13 protein-coding genes and 2 rRNA genes (1 of these 15 cut by a window edge) are annotated in these 18069 nt (G+C 40.3%); 1 reads left to right on the top strand and 14 read right to left on the bottom strand.

The window, feature by feature from the left end:
- The 3 genes from LG296_RS00535 to lysS form a co-directional block, all read right to left on the bottom strand.
- Positions 1–1873 (bottom strand): 23S ribosomal RNA (locus LG296_RS00535); it reaches 1050 nt to the left of the window's first position.
- 207 nt (positions 1874–2080) lie between these two features.
- Positions 2081–3634: ribosomal RNA gene (locus tag LG296_RS00530) — 16S ribosomal RNA — on the bottom strand.
- Together the 16S and 23S rRNA genes form the textbook arrangement of a ribosomal RNA operon.
- Positions 3635–4297: 663 nt before the next feature.
- Positions 4298–5797: a lysine--tRNA ligase gene (gene lysS, locus LG296_RS00525; RefSeq protein WP_181418076.1), complete on the bottom strand. Its 1500-nt coding sequence runs from the start codon at positions 5795–5797 to the stop codon at positions 4298–4300.
- Positions 5798–6135: 338 nt separating this feature from the next.
- Between lysS and LG296_RS00520 the strand changes: the two genes are divergently transcribed.
- On the top strand, positions 6136–6615 hold the full coding sequence (locus LG296_RS00520) for a DinB family protein (RefSeq protein WP_251401559.1): 480 nt from the start codon (positions 6136–6138) through the stop codon (positions 6613–6615).
- Positions 6616–6670: 55 nt separating this feature from the next.
- On the opposite strand, the gene dusB is transcribed toward LG296_RS00520, so the two are convergent.
- The 11 genes from dusB to tilS form a co-directional block, all read right to left on the bottom strand.
- Positions 6671–7690, bottom strand: coding sequence for a tRNA dihydrouridine synthase DusB (gene dusB, locus LG296_RS00515; RefSeq protein ID WP_268968901.1), 1020 nt, complete (start codon positions 7688–7690; stop codon positions 6671–6673).
- A 95-nt stretch (positions 7691–7785) separates the two neighbouring features.
- The gene (gene folK, locus LG296_RS00510; RefSeq protein WP_107936353.1) at positions 7786–8295 is read right to left on the bottom strand and encodes a 2-amino-4-hydroxy-6-hydroxymethyldihydropteridine diphosphokinase; all 510 of its coding nucleotides are present in this window, start codon (positions 8293–8295) and stop codon (positions 7786–7788) included.
- Positions 8288–8659 (bottom strand): dihydroneopterin aldolase, encoded by a 372-nt coding sequence (folB, locus tag LG296_RS00505; RefSeq protein WP_107936351.1) that lies wholly within the window; start codon positions 8657–8659, stop codon positions 8288–8290. Before folB ends, folK begins: the two co-directional genes overlap by 8 nt.
- Before the next feature lie 19 nt (positions 8660–8678).
- Positions 8679–9542: a dihydropteroate synthase gene (folP, locus tag LG296_RS00500; RefSeq protein ID WP_107936349.1), complete on the bottom strand. Its 864-nt coding sequence runs from the start codon at positions 9540–9542 to the stop codon at positions 8679–8681.
- A gap of 279 nt (positions 9543–9821) precedes the next feature.
- Positions 9822–10751 carry a cysteine synthase A gene (gene cysK / locus LG296_RS00495; RefSeq protein ID WP_107936347.1) on the bottom strand — a complete coding sequence of 310 codons (930 nt, stop codon included), beginning with the start codon at positions 10749–10751 and terminating at the stop codon, positions 9822–9824.
- A 127-nt stretch (positions 10752–10878) separates the two neighbouring features.
- Entirely contained in the window at positions 10879–11829 is a 951-nt protein-coding gene (locus tag LG296_RS00490) for a peptidyl-prolyl cis-trans isomerase (protein WP_107936345.1), read from the bottom strand.
- The gene (gene hslO, locus LG296_RS00485; protein WP_107936343.1) at positions 11810–12694 is read right to left on the bottom strand and encodes an Hsp33 family molecular chaperone HslO; all 885 of its coding nucleotides are present in this window, start codon (positions 12692–12694) and stop codon (positions 11810–11812) included. Before hslO ends, LG296_RS00490 begins: the two co-directional genes overlap by 20 nt.
- A gap of 16 nt (positions 12695–12710) precedes the next feature.
- Positions 12711–13481, bottom strand: coding sequence for a type III pantothenate kinase (locus LG296_RS00480; RefSeq protein WP_107936341.1), 771 nt, complete (start codon positions 13479–13481; stop codon positions 12711–12713).
- A 221-nt stretch (positions 13482–13702) separates the two neighbouring features.
- Entirely contained in the window at positions 13703–15757 is a 2055-nt protein-coding gene (gene ftsH / locus LG296_RS00475; protein WP_107936339.1) for an ATP-dependent zinc metalloprotease FtsH, read from the bottom strand.
- Positions 15758–15892: 135 nt separating this feature from the next.
- Positions 15893–16435 (bottom strand): hypoxanthine phosphoribosyltransferase, encoded by a 543-nt coding sequence (gene hpt / locus LG296_RS00470; RefSeq protein ID WP_107936336.1) that lies wholly within the window; start codon positions 16433–16435, stop codon positions 15893–15895.
- Positions 16436–16628: 193 nt separating this feature from the next.
- Positions 16629–18056: a tRNA lysidine(34) synthetase TilS gene (gene tilS, locus LG296_RS00465; protein WP_107936334.1), complete on the bottom strand. Its 1428-nt coding sequence runs from the start codon at positions 18054–18056 to the stop codon at positions 16629–16631.
- Positions 18057–18069: the final 13 nt, after the last annotated feature.

The following is an 18069-nucleotide window of genomic DNA, read 5'->3' as shown; positions in this document are numbered from 1 at the left end:
CTTCCAGCACCGGGCAGGCGTCAGCCCCTATACGTCACCTTACGGTTTTGCAGAGACCTGTGTTTTTGCTAAACAGTCGCCTGGGCCTATTCACTGCGGCTCTCATTGCTGAGAGCACCCCTTCTCCCGAAGTTACGGGGTCATTTTGCCGAGTTCCTTAACGAGAGTTCTCTCGCACACCTTAGGATTCTCTCCTCGACTACCTGTGTCGGTTTGCGGTACGGGCACCTCCCGCCTCGCTAGAGGCTTTTCTTGGCAGCGTGAAATCAGATACTTCGCTCATAAGAGCTCCCCATCACAGCTCAACGTTACAGGAAGCGGATTTGCCTACTTCCACGCCTTACTGCTTGGGCGTACTCAACCAACGGTACGCTTATCTTATCCTACTGCGTCCCCCCATTACTCAAACGGCGGGGAGGTGGTACAGGAATATCAACCTGTTGTCCATCGTCTACGCCTATCGGCCTCGACTTAGGTCCCGACTAACCCTGAGCGGACGAGCCTTCCTCAGGAAACCTTAGTCATACGGTGGATGGGATTCTCACCCATCTTTCGCTACTCATACCGGCATTCTCACTTCTAAGCGCTCCACCAGTCCTTCCGGTCTGACTTCAACGCACTTAGAACGCTCTCCTACCACGGAACATCTAAGATGTTCCATCCACAGCTTCGGTGAATCGTTTAGCCCCGATACATTTTCGGCGCAGCGTCACTCGACCAGTGAGCTATTACGCACTCTTTAAATGATGGCTGCTTCTAAGCCAACATCCTGGTTGTCTAAGCAACGCCACATCCTTTTCCACTTAACGATTACTTTGGGACCTTAGCTGGTGGTCTGGGCTGTTTCCCTTTTGACTACGGATCTTATCACTCGCAGTCTGACTCCCGTGTATAAATATCTGGCATTCGGAGTTTGTCTGAATTCGGTAAAGCGAGATGCCCCCCTAGTCCAAACAGTGCTCTACCTCCAGTATTCTCAATCACGAGGCTAGCCCTAAAGCTATTTCGGAGAGAACCAGCTATCTCCAGGTTCGATTGGAATTTCTCCGCTACCCACACCTCATCCCCGCACTTTTCAACGTGCGTGGGTTCGGGCCTCCAGTGAGTGTTACCTCACCTTCACCCTGGACATGGGTAGATCACCTGGTTTCGGGTCTACGACCACGTACTCATTCGCCCTATTCAGACTCGCTTTCGCTACGGCTCCGCCTTCTCAGCTTAACCTTGCACGTAATCGTAACTCGCCGGTTCATTCTACAAAAGGCACGCTATCACCCATTAACGGGCTCTAACTACTTGTAGGCACACGGTTTCAGGATCTATTTCACTCCCCTTCCGGGGTGCTTTTCACCTTTCCCTCACGGTACTGGTTCACTATCGGTCACTAGGTAGTATTTAGCCTTGGGAGATGGTCCTCCCGGATTCCGACGGAATTTCACGTGTTCCGCCGTACTCAGGATACACTCAAGAGAGAATGAACTTTCGACTACGGGGCTTTTACCCGCTACGGCGGACCTTTCCAGGTCGCTTCGTCTAACTCATTCCTTTGTAACTCTTATGTTGAGTGTCCTACAACCCCAAGAGGCAAGCCTCTTGGTTTGGGCTCTTCCCGTTTCGCTCGCCGCTACTCAGGGAATCGAATAATTTCTTTCTCTTCCTCCAGGTACTTAGATGTTTCAGTTCCCTGGGTCTGCCTTCAAGACGCTATGTATTCACGTCAAGATACTGTTCCATTACGAACAGTGGGTTCCCCCATTCGGAAATCTCCGGATCAAAGCTCACTTACAGCTCCCCGAAGCATATCGGTGTTAGTGCCGTCCTTCTTCGGCTCCTAGTGCCAAGGCATCCACCGTGCGCCCTTAATAACTTAACCTATAAAGATTAGTTACTGCTTTTCTTAAAAAGAAAAGACTTAAGAACTACACAATCAATTACTTGAATTTTGTTGCTTTCAATGTCGTTTTATCCAGTTTTCAAAGAACAAGTTTTGAAGTTTCATTACTGAACCTTCAAAACTGAACACAAAACGTTAATGTTGGTTTGACCTCGGAAGGTCAACCATTCCGTTAATAATCCTTAGAAAGGAGGTGATCCAGCCGCACCTTCCGATACGGCTACCTTGTTACGACTTCACCCCAATCATCTGTCCCACCTTCGACGGCTGGCTCCCAAAAGGGTTACCCCACCGGCTTCGGGTGTTACAAACTCTCGTGGTGTGACGGGCGGTGTGTACAAGGCCCGGGAACGTATTCACCGCGGCATGCTGATCCGCGATTACTAGCGATTCCGGCTTCATGTAGGCGAGTTGCAGCCTACAATCCGAACTGAGAACGGTTTTATCGGATTAGCTCCCCCTCGCGGGTTGGCAACCGTTTGTACCGTCCATTGTAGCACGTGTGTAGCCCAGGTCATAAGGGGCATGATGATTTGACGTCATCCCCACCTTCCTCCGGTTTGTCACCGGCAGTCTCCTTAGAGTGCCCAACTAAATGATGGCAACTAAGAACAAGGGTTGCGCTCGTTGCGGGACTTAACCCAACATCTCACGACACGAGCTGACGACAACCATGCACCACCTGTCACCACTGTCCCCGAAGGGAAAGCTATGTCTCCATAGCGGTCAATGGGATGTCAAGACCTGGTAAGGTTCTTCGCGTTGCTTCGAATTAAACCACATGCTCCACCGCTTGTGCGGGCCCCCGTCAATTCCTTTGAGTTTCAGTCTTGCGACCGTACTCCCCAGGCGGAGTGCTTAATGCGTTAGCTGCAGCACTAAGGGGCGGAAACCCCCTAACACTTAGCACTCATCGTTTACGGCGTGGACTACCAGGGTATCTAATCCTGTTTGCTCCCCACGCTTTCGCGCCTCAGTGTCAGTTACAGACCAGAAAGTCGCCTTCGCCACTGGTGTTCCTCCAAATCTCTACGCATTTCACCGCTACACTTGGAATTCCACTTTCCTCTTCTGCACTCAAGTCCCCCAGTTTCCAATGACCCTCCACGGTTGAGCCGTGGGCTTTCACATCAGACTTAAAGGACCACCTGCGCGCGCTTTACGCCCAATAATTCCGGACAACGCTTGCCACCTACGTATTACCGCGGCTGCTGGCACGTAGTTAGCCGTGGCTTTCTAATAAGGTACCGTCAAGGTACAGCCAGTTACTACTGTACTTGTTCTTCCCTTACAACAGAGTTTTACGATCCGAAAACCTTCTTCACTCACGCGGCGTTGCTCCATCAGGCTTTCGCCCATTGTGGAAGATTCCCTACTGCTGCCTCCCGTAGGAGTCTGGGCCGTGTCTCAGTCCCAGTGTGGCCGATCACCCTCTCAGGTCGGCTACGCATCGTCGCCTTGGTGAGCCGTTACCTCACCAACTAGCTAATGCGCCGCGGGCCCATCCTATAGCGATAGCGTAAACCATCTTTCAACATTCCAACAGGAGAAGGAATGTATTATTCGGTATTAGCCCCGGTTTCCCGGAGTTATCCCCAACTATAGGGCAGGTTGCCCACGTGTTACTCACCCGTCCGCCGCTAACTTTAGAAAAGCAAGCTTTTCTAAAGTCCGCTCGACTTGCATGTATTAGGCACGCCGCCAGCGTTCGTCCTGAGCCAGGATCAAACTCTCCATAAAAGAGAAAATTTGATAAAGCTCAAATTTTGTACCGGACATTATAAATGTCCGACAAACATCTGCTGGCATCAATTTTGATGTCCAAAATTTTGTTTCTCTAAATTAATAGAAGAAACTATGTTCATTAACGTTTTGTTGTTCAGTTTTCAAGGTTCATTTCGTCGCCATCTTTCGAACAGCAACTCTTATATTATACTTGTTAACAACTCGGTTGTCAACACTTTTTAAAACTTTTATTTCATCGCTATCAAACAGCAACTTTTAAAGTTTATCACTTCCGAAATGCACTGTCAATAAGTTTTTTTCAGAAGTTTATTTAATTTACCGTCGCGTTTTAGCGACTTTAATAATTTAACATCTTTCAAAATAACATGCAAGTGTTTTTCTAAAAAAATATAACTTTTTATAAATACCATGCAAGTTAAGCATCAGTATAGCCATTGGAATGATGTTTTAAAAGTGATTGCACAGAATTCTATCTCTATATTAATAAAACCTGTATAGCTTCAACTAAATCAATTTATTATATCTTACTAGCTAATTTAAGCATAAAGATGTTAAACTTCCGAACTCGAAACACACTCCCTAGCTCCCCTTCAAAATCAAAAAAGGAGTTGAGTGTTTAAACACACTTCAACTCCTGCTATTTATAAAAGATATCAATTAGTCACGATGGCGCATTGTTGGGAACAGTAATACGTCACGGATTGATTGAGCATTTGTTAATAACATGATTAGACGGTCAATACCAATCCCAAGTCCACCTGTTGGAGGCATACCATATTCTAACGCTTCAATGAAATCATTGTCCATATCATGCGCTTCATCATTACCTGCTTCTTTTTCTGCAAGCTGTGCTTCAAAGCGCTCTCTTTGATCGATTGGGTCATTTAATTCAGTAAAGGCATTCGCATGTTCACGACGTACGATAAATAACTCAAAACGGTCAGTGAAGCGTTCGTCCTCTGGATTTTTCTTCGCTAATGGCGAAATTTCTACTGGATGTCCGTAGATGAATGTTGGTTGAACTAATGATTCTTCTACTTTTTGCTCGAAGAATTCATTAATAATATGTCCTACTTCATGAACGGCTTTGATTTCTACACCGTGCTCTTTAGCAGCAGCTTGTGCTTCTTCCTTAGTCATAGGATTCCAGAAGTCCACACCAGTTGCCTCTTTAACTGCATCTACCATGTGTAGACGTTTCCAGCCTGGAGCAAGGTGAATAATATCATCACCATATTGAACATCAGTAGTACCTAATACTTCTTGTGCAATATGAGCGATCAGGTTCTCTGTTAGTTCCATAATATCTTTATAATCTGCATACGCTTCATATAACTCTAATAAAGTGAACTCTGGGTTATGACGTGTTGATACACCCTCGTTACGGAATACGCGACCAATTTCATAAACCTTTTCAAGTCCACCTACAATTAGACGTTTTAAATGTAATTCAATCGCAATACGAAGATATAGATCCATATCTAACGCATTGTGATGTGTAATGAATGGGCGAGCAGCAGCTCCACCTGCGATTGTGTGTAATAATGGTGTTTCTACCTCAAGGAAGCCTTGTCCATCTAAATACGTTCGCATTGCACGAATGATTTTTGAACGAGTGATGAAAGTAGCTTTACTTTCTGCATTCGTCATTAAATCTAAATAACGTTGACGGTAGCGTTGCTCAACGTCTTGTAAGCCGTGGAACTTTTCAGGCATTGGACGTAATGATTTTGATAAGAAAGTGAATTCTTCTGCTTTTACAGATAACTCACCTACTTGAGTACGGAATACATTTCCGCGAATCCCTACGATATCTCCTAAGTCGGCTTGGTTGAATAAATCATATTGTTCGTCTCCAACATGGTCTTTACGCACATAAATTTGAATTTGTCCTGCTAAGTCTTGTATATGAGCAAAGCCTGCTTTACCTTTACCGCGCTTTGTCATAATACGTCCAGCAATCACAACTTCACGTAAACTCTCTTCTAACTCTTCTTTCGAGAATTGGTCGAACTGTTCAACCACTTCAGTTGATAAGTGTGTACGCTCGAAACGGCTACCAAATGGGTCCATACCGTTCTCACGAATATTTGTCATCTTTTGGCGTCTCACCAAAAGTTGGTCGTTTAATTCTTCAATGTTTGACACGTGTTTCACTCCTTATATTTGTGCTTTGTTAGTAGAAACCGCTTAATAAGTCGGTTAGTGAGATGCTAGTATCCATAGCAACGGTCGAATCCCACCACAGCCAATTACCTACATATAATTACTTGCCTTCCACCAATAGCGTTCATTTAATCCATAATGTACCTATTGTACACAATTTCAGCATTCTATTCACCTCTTTCGGTTTATTTTGTTTGGATTCTAAAATGTTTTATTTTTCTGAATTTTTTATGTTGATGGCTCATTATTTTTCTCCAAGTTTATTTATTCCTATTTTTAAGTAGAAATATGCTAAAATTTCCACAATAACAAAAAAGGGGGATTTAATGATGTATCGTAATTTAAACGATTTTATTCAAGAATGGGAAAGAAACTGCGGGGGAACTTTAGCAATTTATAAAGCTATCACGGATGATAAAAAGCAGGTGGCTATTGTGGAAGGTCACAGTTCTTTAGAATCTTTAGCCTGGCATTTAACAACTTCTCCAGCATACTTCATGGGGCAAGTTGGTTTCTCTCTTAATGTGGAGCTTAACCCACAAAATACTCCTGCTACCATCAGTGAGATTATTAGTACTTATAGTGCAGTGAGTGAAAACATTGTAAAACTAGCTAAAGAAAATCTATCAGATGAAAAGCTTCTTACGGAAGTGAATAGTCACGGCCATCAAACTCCAATTGGCGCATTGCTTCGAATGATGGTCGATCACCAAACACATCACCGCGCTCAAATGCAAGTTCTACTTCGCCAAGCAGGCTTACCTGTTCCTGGTGTAATGGGACCAACAAAAGAAGATTTAGCAAAATAAATCATTAGAAAAAGGCATCCTCCTATCAATATTCGATAGAAAGGATGCCTTCTTATTAGATAGCCTCAGCTTTTTGCTCTTCGCCTTCAGCTAATTCGACTACGACATTTTGTAGGAGTGCACGTAATTCTGCTGCTGTTTCCATTTGGTTGATGGCATTACGGATTTTTCCGTTTCCACGAATACCTTTTAAGTACCAGGATGCGTGTTTTCGCATCTCTCGAACAGCCACACCCTCACCTTTAAGCTGCATTAAACGTTCGAAGTGAAGTAAGCATACGTCCATTTTTTCTGCAACTGATGGTTCTGGTTTTAATACACCAGTTTCAAGATACTCAACAGTTTGATAGATCATCCATGGGTTTCCTAATGCGGCACGACCAATCATTACTGCATCCACACCCGTCTCATCTAGCATACGCTTAGCATCCTGAGGTGTTTCAACATCTCCGTTACCGATAAATGGAATACTGATATTCTTCTTTACTTCCTTAATAATTTCCCAATTCGCTTTTCCTTCATACATTTGAACACGTGTTCGTCCATGCATAGCGATAGCCGCTGCTCCAGCACGTTCTGCGGCTTGTGCATTTTCTACGGCAAAAATATGCTCGTCATCCCAACCAATACGCATTTTCACACTAACAGGCTTGTCCACAGCATCGACTACAGCAGAAACCATTTCATAAATCTTATTTGGATCAAGAAGCCATTTTGCGCCCGCTTCACATTTGATAATTTTATTGACCGGACAGCCCATGTTGATATCGATAATATCTGCATTTGTATTTTTATCAACATATTTTGCAGCCTCTACCAACGTTTCCTTGTCTCCACCGAAGATTTGTAAAGAAAGTGGATTTTCACGCTCATCGATATATAACATATCTAATGTCTTTTTATTGCGCTGAACTAACCCTTTATCACTGATCATTTCAGCATATACTAAGCCAGCACCGAATTCTTTTACAGTGAGACGAAAAGCTGAGTTACAGACTCCTGCCATCGGGGCTAGTACAACTCGGTTATCCATAACAATATCACCGATTTGAAACGGCTTATTTTGTGTAGTCAAAAAACTCTCCTCCTTTTAAGGGAAATTCAAAAATCCCTACTAAACTTACTTCTATATATTAATGACGACTATTTCTTTTAAATCTGAATCAATTATTAAAACGTCTCTACATCGTTTATCGTTTTCCATTTAGTAATCCCTTCAGCCGCAAGATCCATACTATCTAGACTAGCTTTAGCCTTTTCAAGCTTAGGATTCTTAACGCTTTTAGCAATTTCTAATAATGGAACTAAAACAAAGGCCCTTTCGAACATTCTAGGATGTGGAACGATTAAGTTTTCAACTTCAATATTGTCGTTATTATAGAGCAAAATGTCAAGGTCTATAATTCGAGGACCCCACCTAATTTCACGAACGCGGCCTAACTCATTCTCGACTGATTGGCATATTTGTAGCGTCTCTAAAGCCGAATGTGTTGTTTGTATAGCTAAAGCAATATTTAAAAATGCAGGCTGTTCTATATAACCAACAGGTGCTGTTTCGTAAATTGATGAAACTGATGTTAAGGTTATACCCGACTTATTCTTTAGCAACTGAACGGCCAGCTTTAGATTTTGTTCTCTGTCCCCAATATTTGTTCCTAAGGATAAATAGACATTATTCATAAAAGCGCCCTCTTACAATTTCAACAGCTACCTCTTTATAGTGTCCTGGAATAGGAGGATCCGGTTTAATAACCTCTACCTTACAACCGTATACTTGTCCTTCGTAATCGGAGAGTATTCGTGCTGCAATATTTTCAGCAACAGCCTCAATTAATTTATAAGGCTTTCCTTCTATCACTTCTTTACAAATATCATAGACTCCGACATAGCTTACCGTGTCCTCTAGTTCATCGGTTTGCCCTGCTTTTTGAATATTGACCGCCAAGGTAACAGTTGCTCTGAATCGCTGTCCAAGAACATTTTCCTCTGGTAAAACACCGTGATAGCCAAAAAATTGCATATCTCTTAAATGTATATAATCCATTAATCGTTCTCCTTAAGTATTAGTGTCTAGCTGGCAATTCTTCATTTACTTCAAATTTGCCCATTAGTGCATCAATCATTTTGACGGTACGTGATACTTCTTTCACATCATGAACACGCACAATATGACAGCCCTTCATGACTCCGTAAGCACAAGTAGCAGCCGTTCCTTCTACGCGTTCCTCTAGAGGTAAATTTAGAATGGTACCAATCATCCGTTTACGTGACGTTGCAAGTAATACTGGATATCCAATAGCCACAAGCTCCTCTAACCGTTGCATCGTTTCCACACTTTGTTGTAGATTTTTCACAAAACCGATGCCAGGATCTACTATTATATGCGATTCTGGTACCCCAGCCTCTTTAACAATATTAATGCTCTGTTGGAGATCGTCTAAGTAATCTTCGTAGTAATTGTTATAAGACTTGCCTTTTCGATTATGCATTAAAATAATGGGTACATTGTATTCGGCAGCTACTTTGGCGATTTCAGGATCAGCTTTTGCCCCCCATATATCATTAATCATATGCGCACCAGCTTCTATAGCAGCTCTAGCTACCGCCGATTTATATGTATCAATTGAAAGAATAGCTGGCACTTCCTTTAGTAATGCTTTTATAACAGGTACTACTCTTGCAATTTCTTCTTCGTCTGAAATTCTTGTATATCCAGGTCGTGTTGACTCTCCACCGATATCTATTATTTTAGCACCATTTTCAACCATTTCTTTGGCATGCTGTACTGCTCGCTCAACGGAATTAAACTTCCCTCCATCTGAAAATGAATCCGGAGTTACATTTAAAATACCCATAACAAAGGTTTCTTTCTTATAATCAAGTTCAATATCATTAAGGACTAAAGGCTTTGGATATTTCGATAGCATCGCTTACCCTCTCTTTTCATGAAGATTGTTTTCTATGTAAATTTCAGGAAATACTTTTCCGATAAAATATTTCCCAAGCAATTAATATAAGCTAAAGCTCGGATTTATTTTACCATTATCTAGTTAAATATTATTTTAAAATGCTTATCTTTTTGGGATGAGTTCCGCTCTGGGGCATCCTAGCATTCCCAACTAAAATTAGTTTACCCTTTCCCATACTTTAAATCATACAAAAAAGCATTACCCCTAAAGGTAATGCCCTGTAATAGTTTGGTTGAATTAGTCTTCAAAGTTGTAAAGGGCTGTAGATAAATAACGCTCTCCGTTAGATGGGACGATTGCTAGAACGTTTGACCCTTTACCTAGGCGTTTTGCAGTTTCGATTGCAGCATAGATTGCTGCTCCTGAAGAGATACCTACTAGAACCCCTTCTTCGCGACCAGTTTTACGAGCTACTTCAAAAGCAGTTTCGTTATCTACTGGGAAGATTGAAGTATAAACTTCAGTGTTTAATACTTTTGGTACGAATCCAGCACCAATACCTTGGATTTTGTGTGAGCCTGGGTTACCACCTGAAAGTACTGGAGAATCTTTTGGTTCAACAGCAATAATTTCAATTTCAGGGTATTTTGCTTTTAAGACCTCACCAGCACCAGTGATTGTTCCACCAGTCCCGATACCAGCAACGAATGCATCTAATTTTAAACCGTCAAAAGCTTCTACGATTTCTGGACCAGTAGTTAAACGGTGAACCTCAGCATTTGCTTGGTTTTCAAATTGCTGTGGTAGGAAGTAGCCATTTTCTTTTGCTAAACTTTCTGCTTTAGCGATTGCACCCTTCATTCCTTCTGGACCAGGAGTTAATACTAATTCAGCACCATATGCACGTAATAATTTACGACGCTCGATACTCATTGTTTCTGGCATAACAAGGATTGCACGGTAACCTTTTGCAGCAGCGACCATTGCTAGGCCGATACCTGTGTTTCCTGAAGTAGGCTCTATAATTGTACCACCTGGTTGTAATGTACCGTCTTTTTCTGCTGCTTCGATCATCGCTAGAGCAATACGGTCTTTTACAGAACTACCTGGGTTAAAGAATTCTAATTTTACGTATACGTTTCCTTCGTTTTCCCCTGTTGCATGGTTTAATTTTACGATTGGTGTTTGCCCCACTAACTCAGCAACTGAATTTGCTAATTTACTCATTATGGTCATCCCTCTCCTTAATACCTACTATATTTATAGGTTTTATCTATTTAGTATATTACCAATTTAGGATACTTTATGTCAATAAAAATGAATTAAATATTGAGAATATTTTACTAAATTCATTCTATGACTCTCCATAAAACCAAGAAGCGTTAAATTCCTTCCAAAATGCTTCTGGTCTCACTGATGTCGGCAGCTGTTCTAAAGATAATACGCGTTCGATATGCTCTTTTACCTCTTCGTATGTAAACGACTTACCATCATTAACCTCTTTCACATAAACAATGCCGTATCGTCCATCCTTCATTACAAAAGGCTCGCTTATGTCATCGGCATTTAAATTTTGCACCGCTTGCGGTATGCTTGTGTCTATATTCTTTTGAGACTTCGTTATAAAGCCGATATCTCCTCCTAAACTAGCCGATGTCGTATCTAGAGAACGTTCACGCGCAAGAACTGAAAAATCCGAGCCTTCTTCTAGTTCTTTTTTAACACTTTTCGCATCCTTCTCTGACTCTACTATTATGATGCTTGTACGATATGTAGTTGGAATATTATAAAGGGATTGATTGTCTTCGTAATAATCAGCTACTTGCTCTGCATCAGTAACAACATCTTTCGTTAATACCTTTTCGAGAATAAGCTGAGCACGTACTTTCTGCTGTAGCTCCTCATCCGTTAACTCTTGAATTGTTGAATCCGTTTTGTCTTGAGCAGAACGTATTAGGGCGATTTCTAAATCAATCTCTTCATCTGAAACCTTAATATCATACTCTTGGGCTGCTTTTTCCATAACAGCCTCATTCACTAAGATTTGTAGTGTCTCTTTCCCGTATCTAGTTTCCATTGCCGCCATCCAGTCCTGGCGTGTTATCTTTTTCTTATCAATGGTAGCGACTACTTCATCGCCACCATCCTGTTGTTTTTCATCCGGTAAAATCCAAGAGATAAACCAAAGAATATTTCCGATCAATAAAATTGCTAATAATGTCAAAGTTGGTTTTGTTTTAAGTCTCCGTTGTGAAAGCGGTTTTTGATTTGTTTGATTTGAATAATTATTGTGCTTTGATTTCATCGATAAACCCTTCAAGCTCTTGTTGGTCGTACTGATACTTTTCTAAACAGAAATGACATTCCGCTTCCGCTTTACCATCTTCGTCGATCATTTCTTGAATTTCTTGAGCACCTAAACTTATAATTGCCGCACCAAAACGCTCTTTTGAACATTGACATTTAAACTGTACCGGAGACTTACTAAGTACTTGTACATTATTTTCACCTAGGACAACCTCTAAAATTTGCTCTGGCGTTAAACCTCTTTCAATCATTTTTGAGACTGGCTCAATGTTTTGCAAATGTTTTTCGATTGCAGAAACGGTATCCTCATCACAGCCAGGCAGCAATTGAATAATAAAGCCTCCCGCTGCTAGCACACTATTATCAGGATTAACAAGTACACCTAATCCAACAGATGAAGGAACTTGTTCAGACACTGCAAAATAGTAAGTGAAGTCTTCACCAATCTCTCCTGAAACGATTGGCGTCTGCCCGGAGAACATATCACGTAACCCTAAGTCTTTTACAACTGTAAGCGCACCTTCAGTTCCTACTGCACGACGAACATCTAATTTCCCAGCATCATTTAAGTCAAAATGGACCTGTGGATTTGTAACAAAACCACGCACTTCCCCTACTGCATTGGCATCGATAACCATTGGCCCAATTGGACCGTTCCCTTCAATCTTGACTGTTAGTTTATCTTCACCTTTTAGCATGGCGCCCATCATGACAGTTGCCGTCATAGAACGACCGATTGCTGCAGTTGCGGTTGGCCATGTATTATGTCTGCGCTGAGCTTCTCCAACTGTCTCTGTTGTTCTAGCTGCAAAAGCTCGTACATTTCCATTAAATCCTATAGCTCTTATTAGGTAATCACTCATGAAGTTTCCTCATTTCTTATTGGTTTCTTTTATAAATTACATGAAGACCTTTTAATGTTAACAAATCATCCACTATATCAATCATCGTTGTTTCATTAGCTATTAGCTTTGCTAAACTTCCTGTTGCAACGACAAGGGGCTCAGCTTTGCTATGTTCTTTCATTCGACTCACAATTCCTTCAACCTGACCTACAAAACCGAATATTACTCCAGCCTGCATTGCTGAAATTGTGTTTTTACCAATTACATTTGAAGGGCGAGCAATTTCGATACGTGGGAGTTTTGAAGCTCTCGTATAAAGTGCCTCTGTAGAGATAGAAATTCCCGGAGCAATTGCACCACCGAGATAGTCACCTTTTTCGTTAATTAAACAATATGTTATAGCCGTTCCAAAATCGATTACAATAAGCGGACCTTTGCCACCATACTCTTCCAGAGCTGCAACCGCATTGACGATTCGATCGGCACCTACTTCTCGCGGATTTTCATATTTTATATTCAGTCCATTTTTAACACCAGGACCAACTACTAACGGCTTAATATGAAAATATTTTCGGCACATTTCTTCTAATACATACATGATTGGCGGCACAACAGAGGAAATAATGATGCCTTTAATATCTTCAAAGGATAGTTGTACATGTGCAAAAAATGCCCTCACTTGCATGGCATACTCGTCTTCTGTTTTATGCCGATTGGTTTCCATTCGCCAATGATGCTTTAATCGATCCTGCTCGTATATTCCCAAGGCAATATTGGAATTACCTGCATTCAGTACAAGAATCATTTAATCACGCCCAATTTTAGTCCAATTTTTAAAAATAATATCATATTATTGGTGTATATACACAGTCATAACAATTATATCAATTGAGAGGAATTACTTCCTTTATTTGCATTAGAAAAGAAAAAAGAATACAAAAAAACTGAATGAGCATACCTTAGCATACTCATTCAGTCTTAAATCATTTAATTTATTTGTTTAAGATTGTACCAAATTAAGTAGGATCATTTTTCTCTATCTTCTTGGATACCTTCAGTCGATTGAGTTGAATCCTTTTCTTTTGGTAAATCCGTTACTGTTGGGTCTTGTGTTTGACCAACGATTTCTTTTTCTAACGATGTATTACCAGGTGTTTCGACTACTACGTCTTTAGCTTCAGGGTTTTCAGAGCTTGTTTTTGTTAATTCAACAGTTTCCTCATCGTCAACCTTTGAATAATCAGTGCGCTCTGGAAGTGTCCCATGATCTCTTAAATGCTCAATTTGTGCAGCATCTAAAGTTTCCACTTCTAGTAATGTCTTCGCGATTAATGCTAATAAATCACGTTTTTCCGTTAGGATTTGTTTTGTACGTTCATATTGATCCACGATAATCGATTGCATTTCTTTATCGATTTCATAGGCAATTGAATCAGAATAATTTTGTTCTGAGTTAAAGTCACGACCTAAGAATACGTTACCACCTTGCGTAGAACCGAACTGCATTGGCCCTAGCTTATCACTCATTCCATATTCTGTAACCATCGAACGAGCAATACCAGTAGCACGCTGGAAGTCATTATGTGCACCTGTTGATACTTCACCAAATGTAAGATCCTCGGCAACACGACCTCCAAGAAGTCCTGCGATTTTGTCTAATAACTCAGGTTTTGTCATGAAGTAACGATCTTCTTTAGGAAGCATTACAGCATAACCCCCCGCTTGACCACGAGGAACAATTGTAACTTTATGCACTTTTTCTGCTTGGTCTAAAGTTAAACCTACAACTACGTGACCAGCTTCATGGAATGCAACTATATTACGTTCTTTTTCTGATATAACACGACTTGATTTCGCTGGACCTGCAATAACACGGTCTGTTGCCTCATCAATATCCATCATATCGATTTTTTTCTTATTACGACGAGTTGCAACAAGAGCTGCTTCGTTTAATAAGTTTTCTAAATCCGCACCCGAGAAGCCCGGTGTACGATGAGCGATTGCTTTAAGATCTACATCATCACGTAATGGTTTGTTACGTGCATGTACTTTTAAGATTTGCTCACGACCTTTAACATCTGGACGACCTACAGTAATTTGACGGTCAAAACGTCCTGGACGAAGTAATGCTGGGTCTAAAATGTCTGGTCGGTTTGTTGCAGCGATAATGATAATTCCTTCATTAACACCGAAACCATCCATTTCAACAAGCAATTGGTTTAGCGTTTGCTCACGTTCATCGTGACCTCCACCAAGTCCTGCTCCACGTTGACGACCAACTGCATCAATTTCATCGATAAAGATAATACATGGTGCATTTTTCTTAGCATTTTCGAATAAGTCACGTACACGGCTTGCACCGACACCAACGAACATTTCTACGAAGTCAGAACCTGAAATCGAGAAGAATGGTACGCCAGCCTCACCAGCAACGGCACGAGCAAGTAATGTCTTACCTGTCCCTGGAGGACCTACTAATAAAATACCTTTAGGAATACGTGCACCCATTTCAGTAAATTTACGATGATCTTTTAAGAAGTCTACTACTTCTACTAGTTCAGCCTTTTCTTCATCTGCACCAGCAACATCATTAAATCGTACTTTTTTCTTTTGAGTGTCGTATAACTTCGCTTTACTTTTACCAAAGTTCATCACCTTATTCCCGCCACCTTGAGATTGACTCAATAGGAAGAAGAATAAAATGATAATAATGATGAACGGGATAATACCAGTAAAGAATTGAACCCAGCCGCTAGTTTCTGGGGCTTTTAGCCAATTAATATTAGGATTATTTGCCGCTGACTCATTAATCTTAGTCATTAAAGCTTGGTTATCCTGTGGGAGATTGACTATGAAGGTTTGACCTTCTTTATAACCTTTTAGCTCCCCTTCTACTACAAGTACACCTGCATCAGGTTGAATATTCGCCTTCTCAATTGTACCTGTTTCTAATGCCTCTAAAAACTCATGATACGTTAACTCATCTGAAGGTGTATTTCCTCCATTGAAAGTTCCAAAAATACCGATAATCACGAGAAAAATTAATAAGTAAAATATGGTGTATCGAAATATTCGATTCATCCCCAGCCTCCTCACAACATAACAGAAAAACTATAAGTAAAATCTTAACATACCATTATTTTTTCATACAACGAAAAGCACCGGTAAAATTCACAATTTACAATTTTTGTTGAAAAGTGTACAAAAATTCAAATTTTAAAATGAATATACCTCTTTCTTCAAGATGCCGATGTACGGTAAGTTACGATATTTTTCTGCGTAATCTAATCCATATCCAACTACAAATCCATCTGGTACTTCAAAACCAACGATATCTGCTTTTAGATCCACTTTACGGCCAGATGGCTTATCTAAAAGTGTGACAATTTTAATGGTTTTGGCTTTACGATACTTAAACAAATCTACTAAATAGCTTAATGTTAAGCCACTGTCGATAATGTCTTCGATAATGATGACATCGCGACCTTCAACACTTGTATTTAAGTCTTTTAAAATTTTTACTTCCCCAGATGATACTGTCGCATTTCCATAGCTAGATACATCCATAAAGTCGATTTCAATGTATGATTCAAAACGCTTCATTAAATCTGTCATAAAAGGGACAGCACCTTTTAAAACTCCAATTGCTAGTGGGAACTGATCTTTGTACTCTTCTGTTAGTTGAGCTCCTAGTCCAGCTATTCTTTCTTGAATTTGTTCTTCTGTTAATAGAATTTTTTCAATGTCATTTTGAATCATGGTGGTTCCTCCTTGAATTTTCAAACACCTAAAATACTCATTAAATTAATTTAAAACCCTTTTAAAATGTGTTCAATTGTAAAAAAAAATAATCGTTTTTTCTATACTTTGTAGAAAAAATAAAATCTCAAAGCTCTACGCAGAAAGAATATGCGCCAACTCTACAAAACATATCATTACCATTTATAATAACTTATTTTAATAATGAATCGTTACTATTTTCCCTTGCAATTATTAGAACCCTGTCATCACTATCCCTTTTATTCGTGGAAAGTGCTTTGTTTACCCGAAGGCCTATTGCAGCCATCACTTGATTTTTGGCATCAACAAGGATGGGCCAAAAATCTCGTTCTTCTACCGGAATTTTTTCATCAATAAACAATCTGGACAGCCTTTTAGGGTCATCCATTCCTTTTAATGAAATACGGTCTCCACTAATTCTAGTCCGAATAGTAAATGGAGCAGTAAACAATGCTGAATCGAAGTAATATCTACTTATTTCCTGTCCCAATGCGTGTACAACACTTGAGGCTTCTCCTATGTATAATCGAATGCCATTATGCAGTTGCATCCACTCATCCAACAACATATGTTGAGTAGGTAGGTTCTTAGATTTTGAATCAGATAAACATTCAAACTTCACTTCTTCATAATTTCGTTTTGCAATGAAATTTTCTGGTAAATGAAGACTCGCACTCCCATGTACAGTTCCACATAAACTTAAAATCGAGGAAATAAGTGTATGACTTTGGTTAATATTGAAACAATTGTAAAGATAGTTTAATAGTATTAAAATGATTCTCCTTTGTAAAGCAACTGGTTCTTTTTGAAACAAGGGAATTTTAAGTGTATATGACCGTTTTCCATTTTTTATGACAATGTTAGGAAAACGTTCTAAAGCGAATGCTTTTAATAAGTCATCATCCTGCTGTAAATTTTCTGCAAAATTTACTGCGTGGGAGGAAATATTATTATTTTCGCTTTTTAGTAAGGGGACAATATGGTGACGAAAACGATTCCGTGTGTAATCATCCTTCTCATTACTAGCATCTTCTCGGTATTGACCTCCTCCACCTTCTAGATATTCCCTTATTTCATCTTTTGTAACCGTTAAAAAGGGGCGAATAATTGAACCATTAGAAAATTTTCTCTTTGCATATATGCCTTTCATGCCACTAATGGTCCCAGCCTTAGTTAAAGCCATTAGAATAGATTCCAGTTGATCATCTGCGTGGTGTGCAGTTACCAGCTTGTCAATGTGGTTTTTTTCCATCAATTCTTCAAAATAAGCGTAGCGCTCTCTTCGACAAAGGGCTTGCGAGTTTCCTCCTTCTTCACGAAGCAATTGAGGGATGGGAATAGAGGTACTAAAAACAGGGATATTATGTTGGTGACAAAACTGTTCGACAAATTCTCGATCTTCTAGAGATGTCGTTCCTCTTAACATATGGTCCACATGGGCAACAAATAATCTAATTTCAAAATTATGTTGGAACTTCTTAAAAAAGTGGATTAGACCCATCGAATCTATTCCACCAGAACAAGCAATGAGAAGACGGTCGCCTTTTTCTACTAGTTGTTGTTCAGAAATATACTTTTGCACTTTCAATTCAAATGACACATCTTCTCACCTC

This window comes from Ureibacillus chungkukjangi (assembly GCF_044795995.1).
In the GTDB taxonomy this organism is placed as follows: Bacteria; Bacillota; Bacilli; order Bacillales_A; family Planococcaceae; genus Ureibacillus; species Ureibacillus chungkukjangi.
The sequence above is the reverse complement of the archived record's forward strand: the minus strand, read 5'-3'. Positions and strand labels throughout refer to the sequence as shown.

Coding starts and splice junctions, on each gene's coding strand:
- LG296_RS00520 (WP_251401559.1), top strand. CDS start 6,136: ATGTATCGTAATTTAAACGATTTTATTCAAGAATGGGAAAGAAACTGC.
- folK (WP_107936353.1), bottom strand. CDS start 8,295: ATGAATAATGTCTATTTATCCTTAGGAACAAATATTGGGGACAGAGAA.
- folB (WP_107936351.1), bottom strand. CDS start 8,659: ATGGATTATATACATTTAAGAGATATGCAATTTTTTGGCTATCACGGT.
- folP (WP_107936349.1), bottom strand. CDS start 9,542: ATGCTATCGAAATATCCAAAGCCTTTAGTCCTTAATGATATTGAACTT.
- cysK (WP_107936347.1), bottom strand. CDS start 10,751: ATGAGTAAATTAGCAAATTCAGTTGCTGAGTTAGTGGGGCAAACACCA.
- LG296_RS00490 (WP_107936345.1), bottom strand. CDS start 11,829: ATGAAATCAAAGCACAATAATTATTCAAATCAAACAAATCAAAAACCG.
- hslO (WP_107936343.1), bottom strand. CDS start 12,694: ATGAGTGATTACCTAATAAGAGCTATAGGATTTAATGGAAATGTACGA.
- LG296_RS00480 (WP_107936341.1), bottom strand. CDS start 13,481: ATGATTCTTGTACTGAATGCAGGTAATTCCAATATTGCCTTGGGAATA.
- ftsH (WP_107936339.1), bottom strand. CDS start 15,757: ATGAATCGAATATTTCGATACACCATATTTTACTTATTAATTTTTCTC.
- hpt (WP_107936336.1), bottom strand. CDS start 16,435: ATGATTCAAAATGACATTGAAAAAATTCTATTAACAGAAGAACAAATT.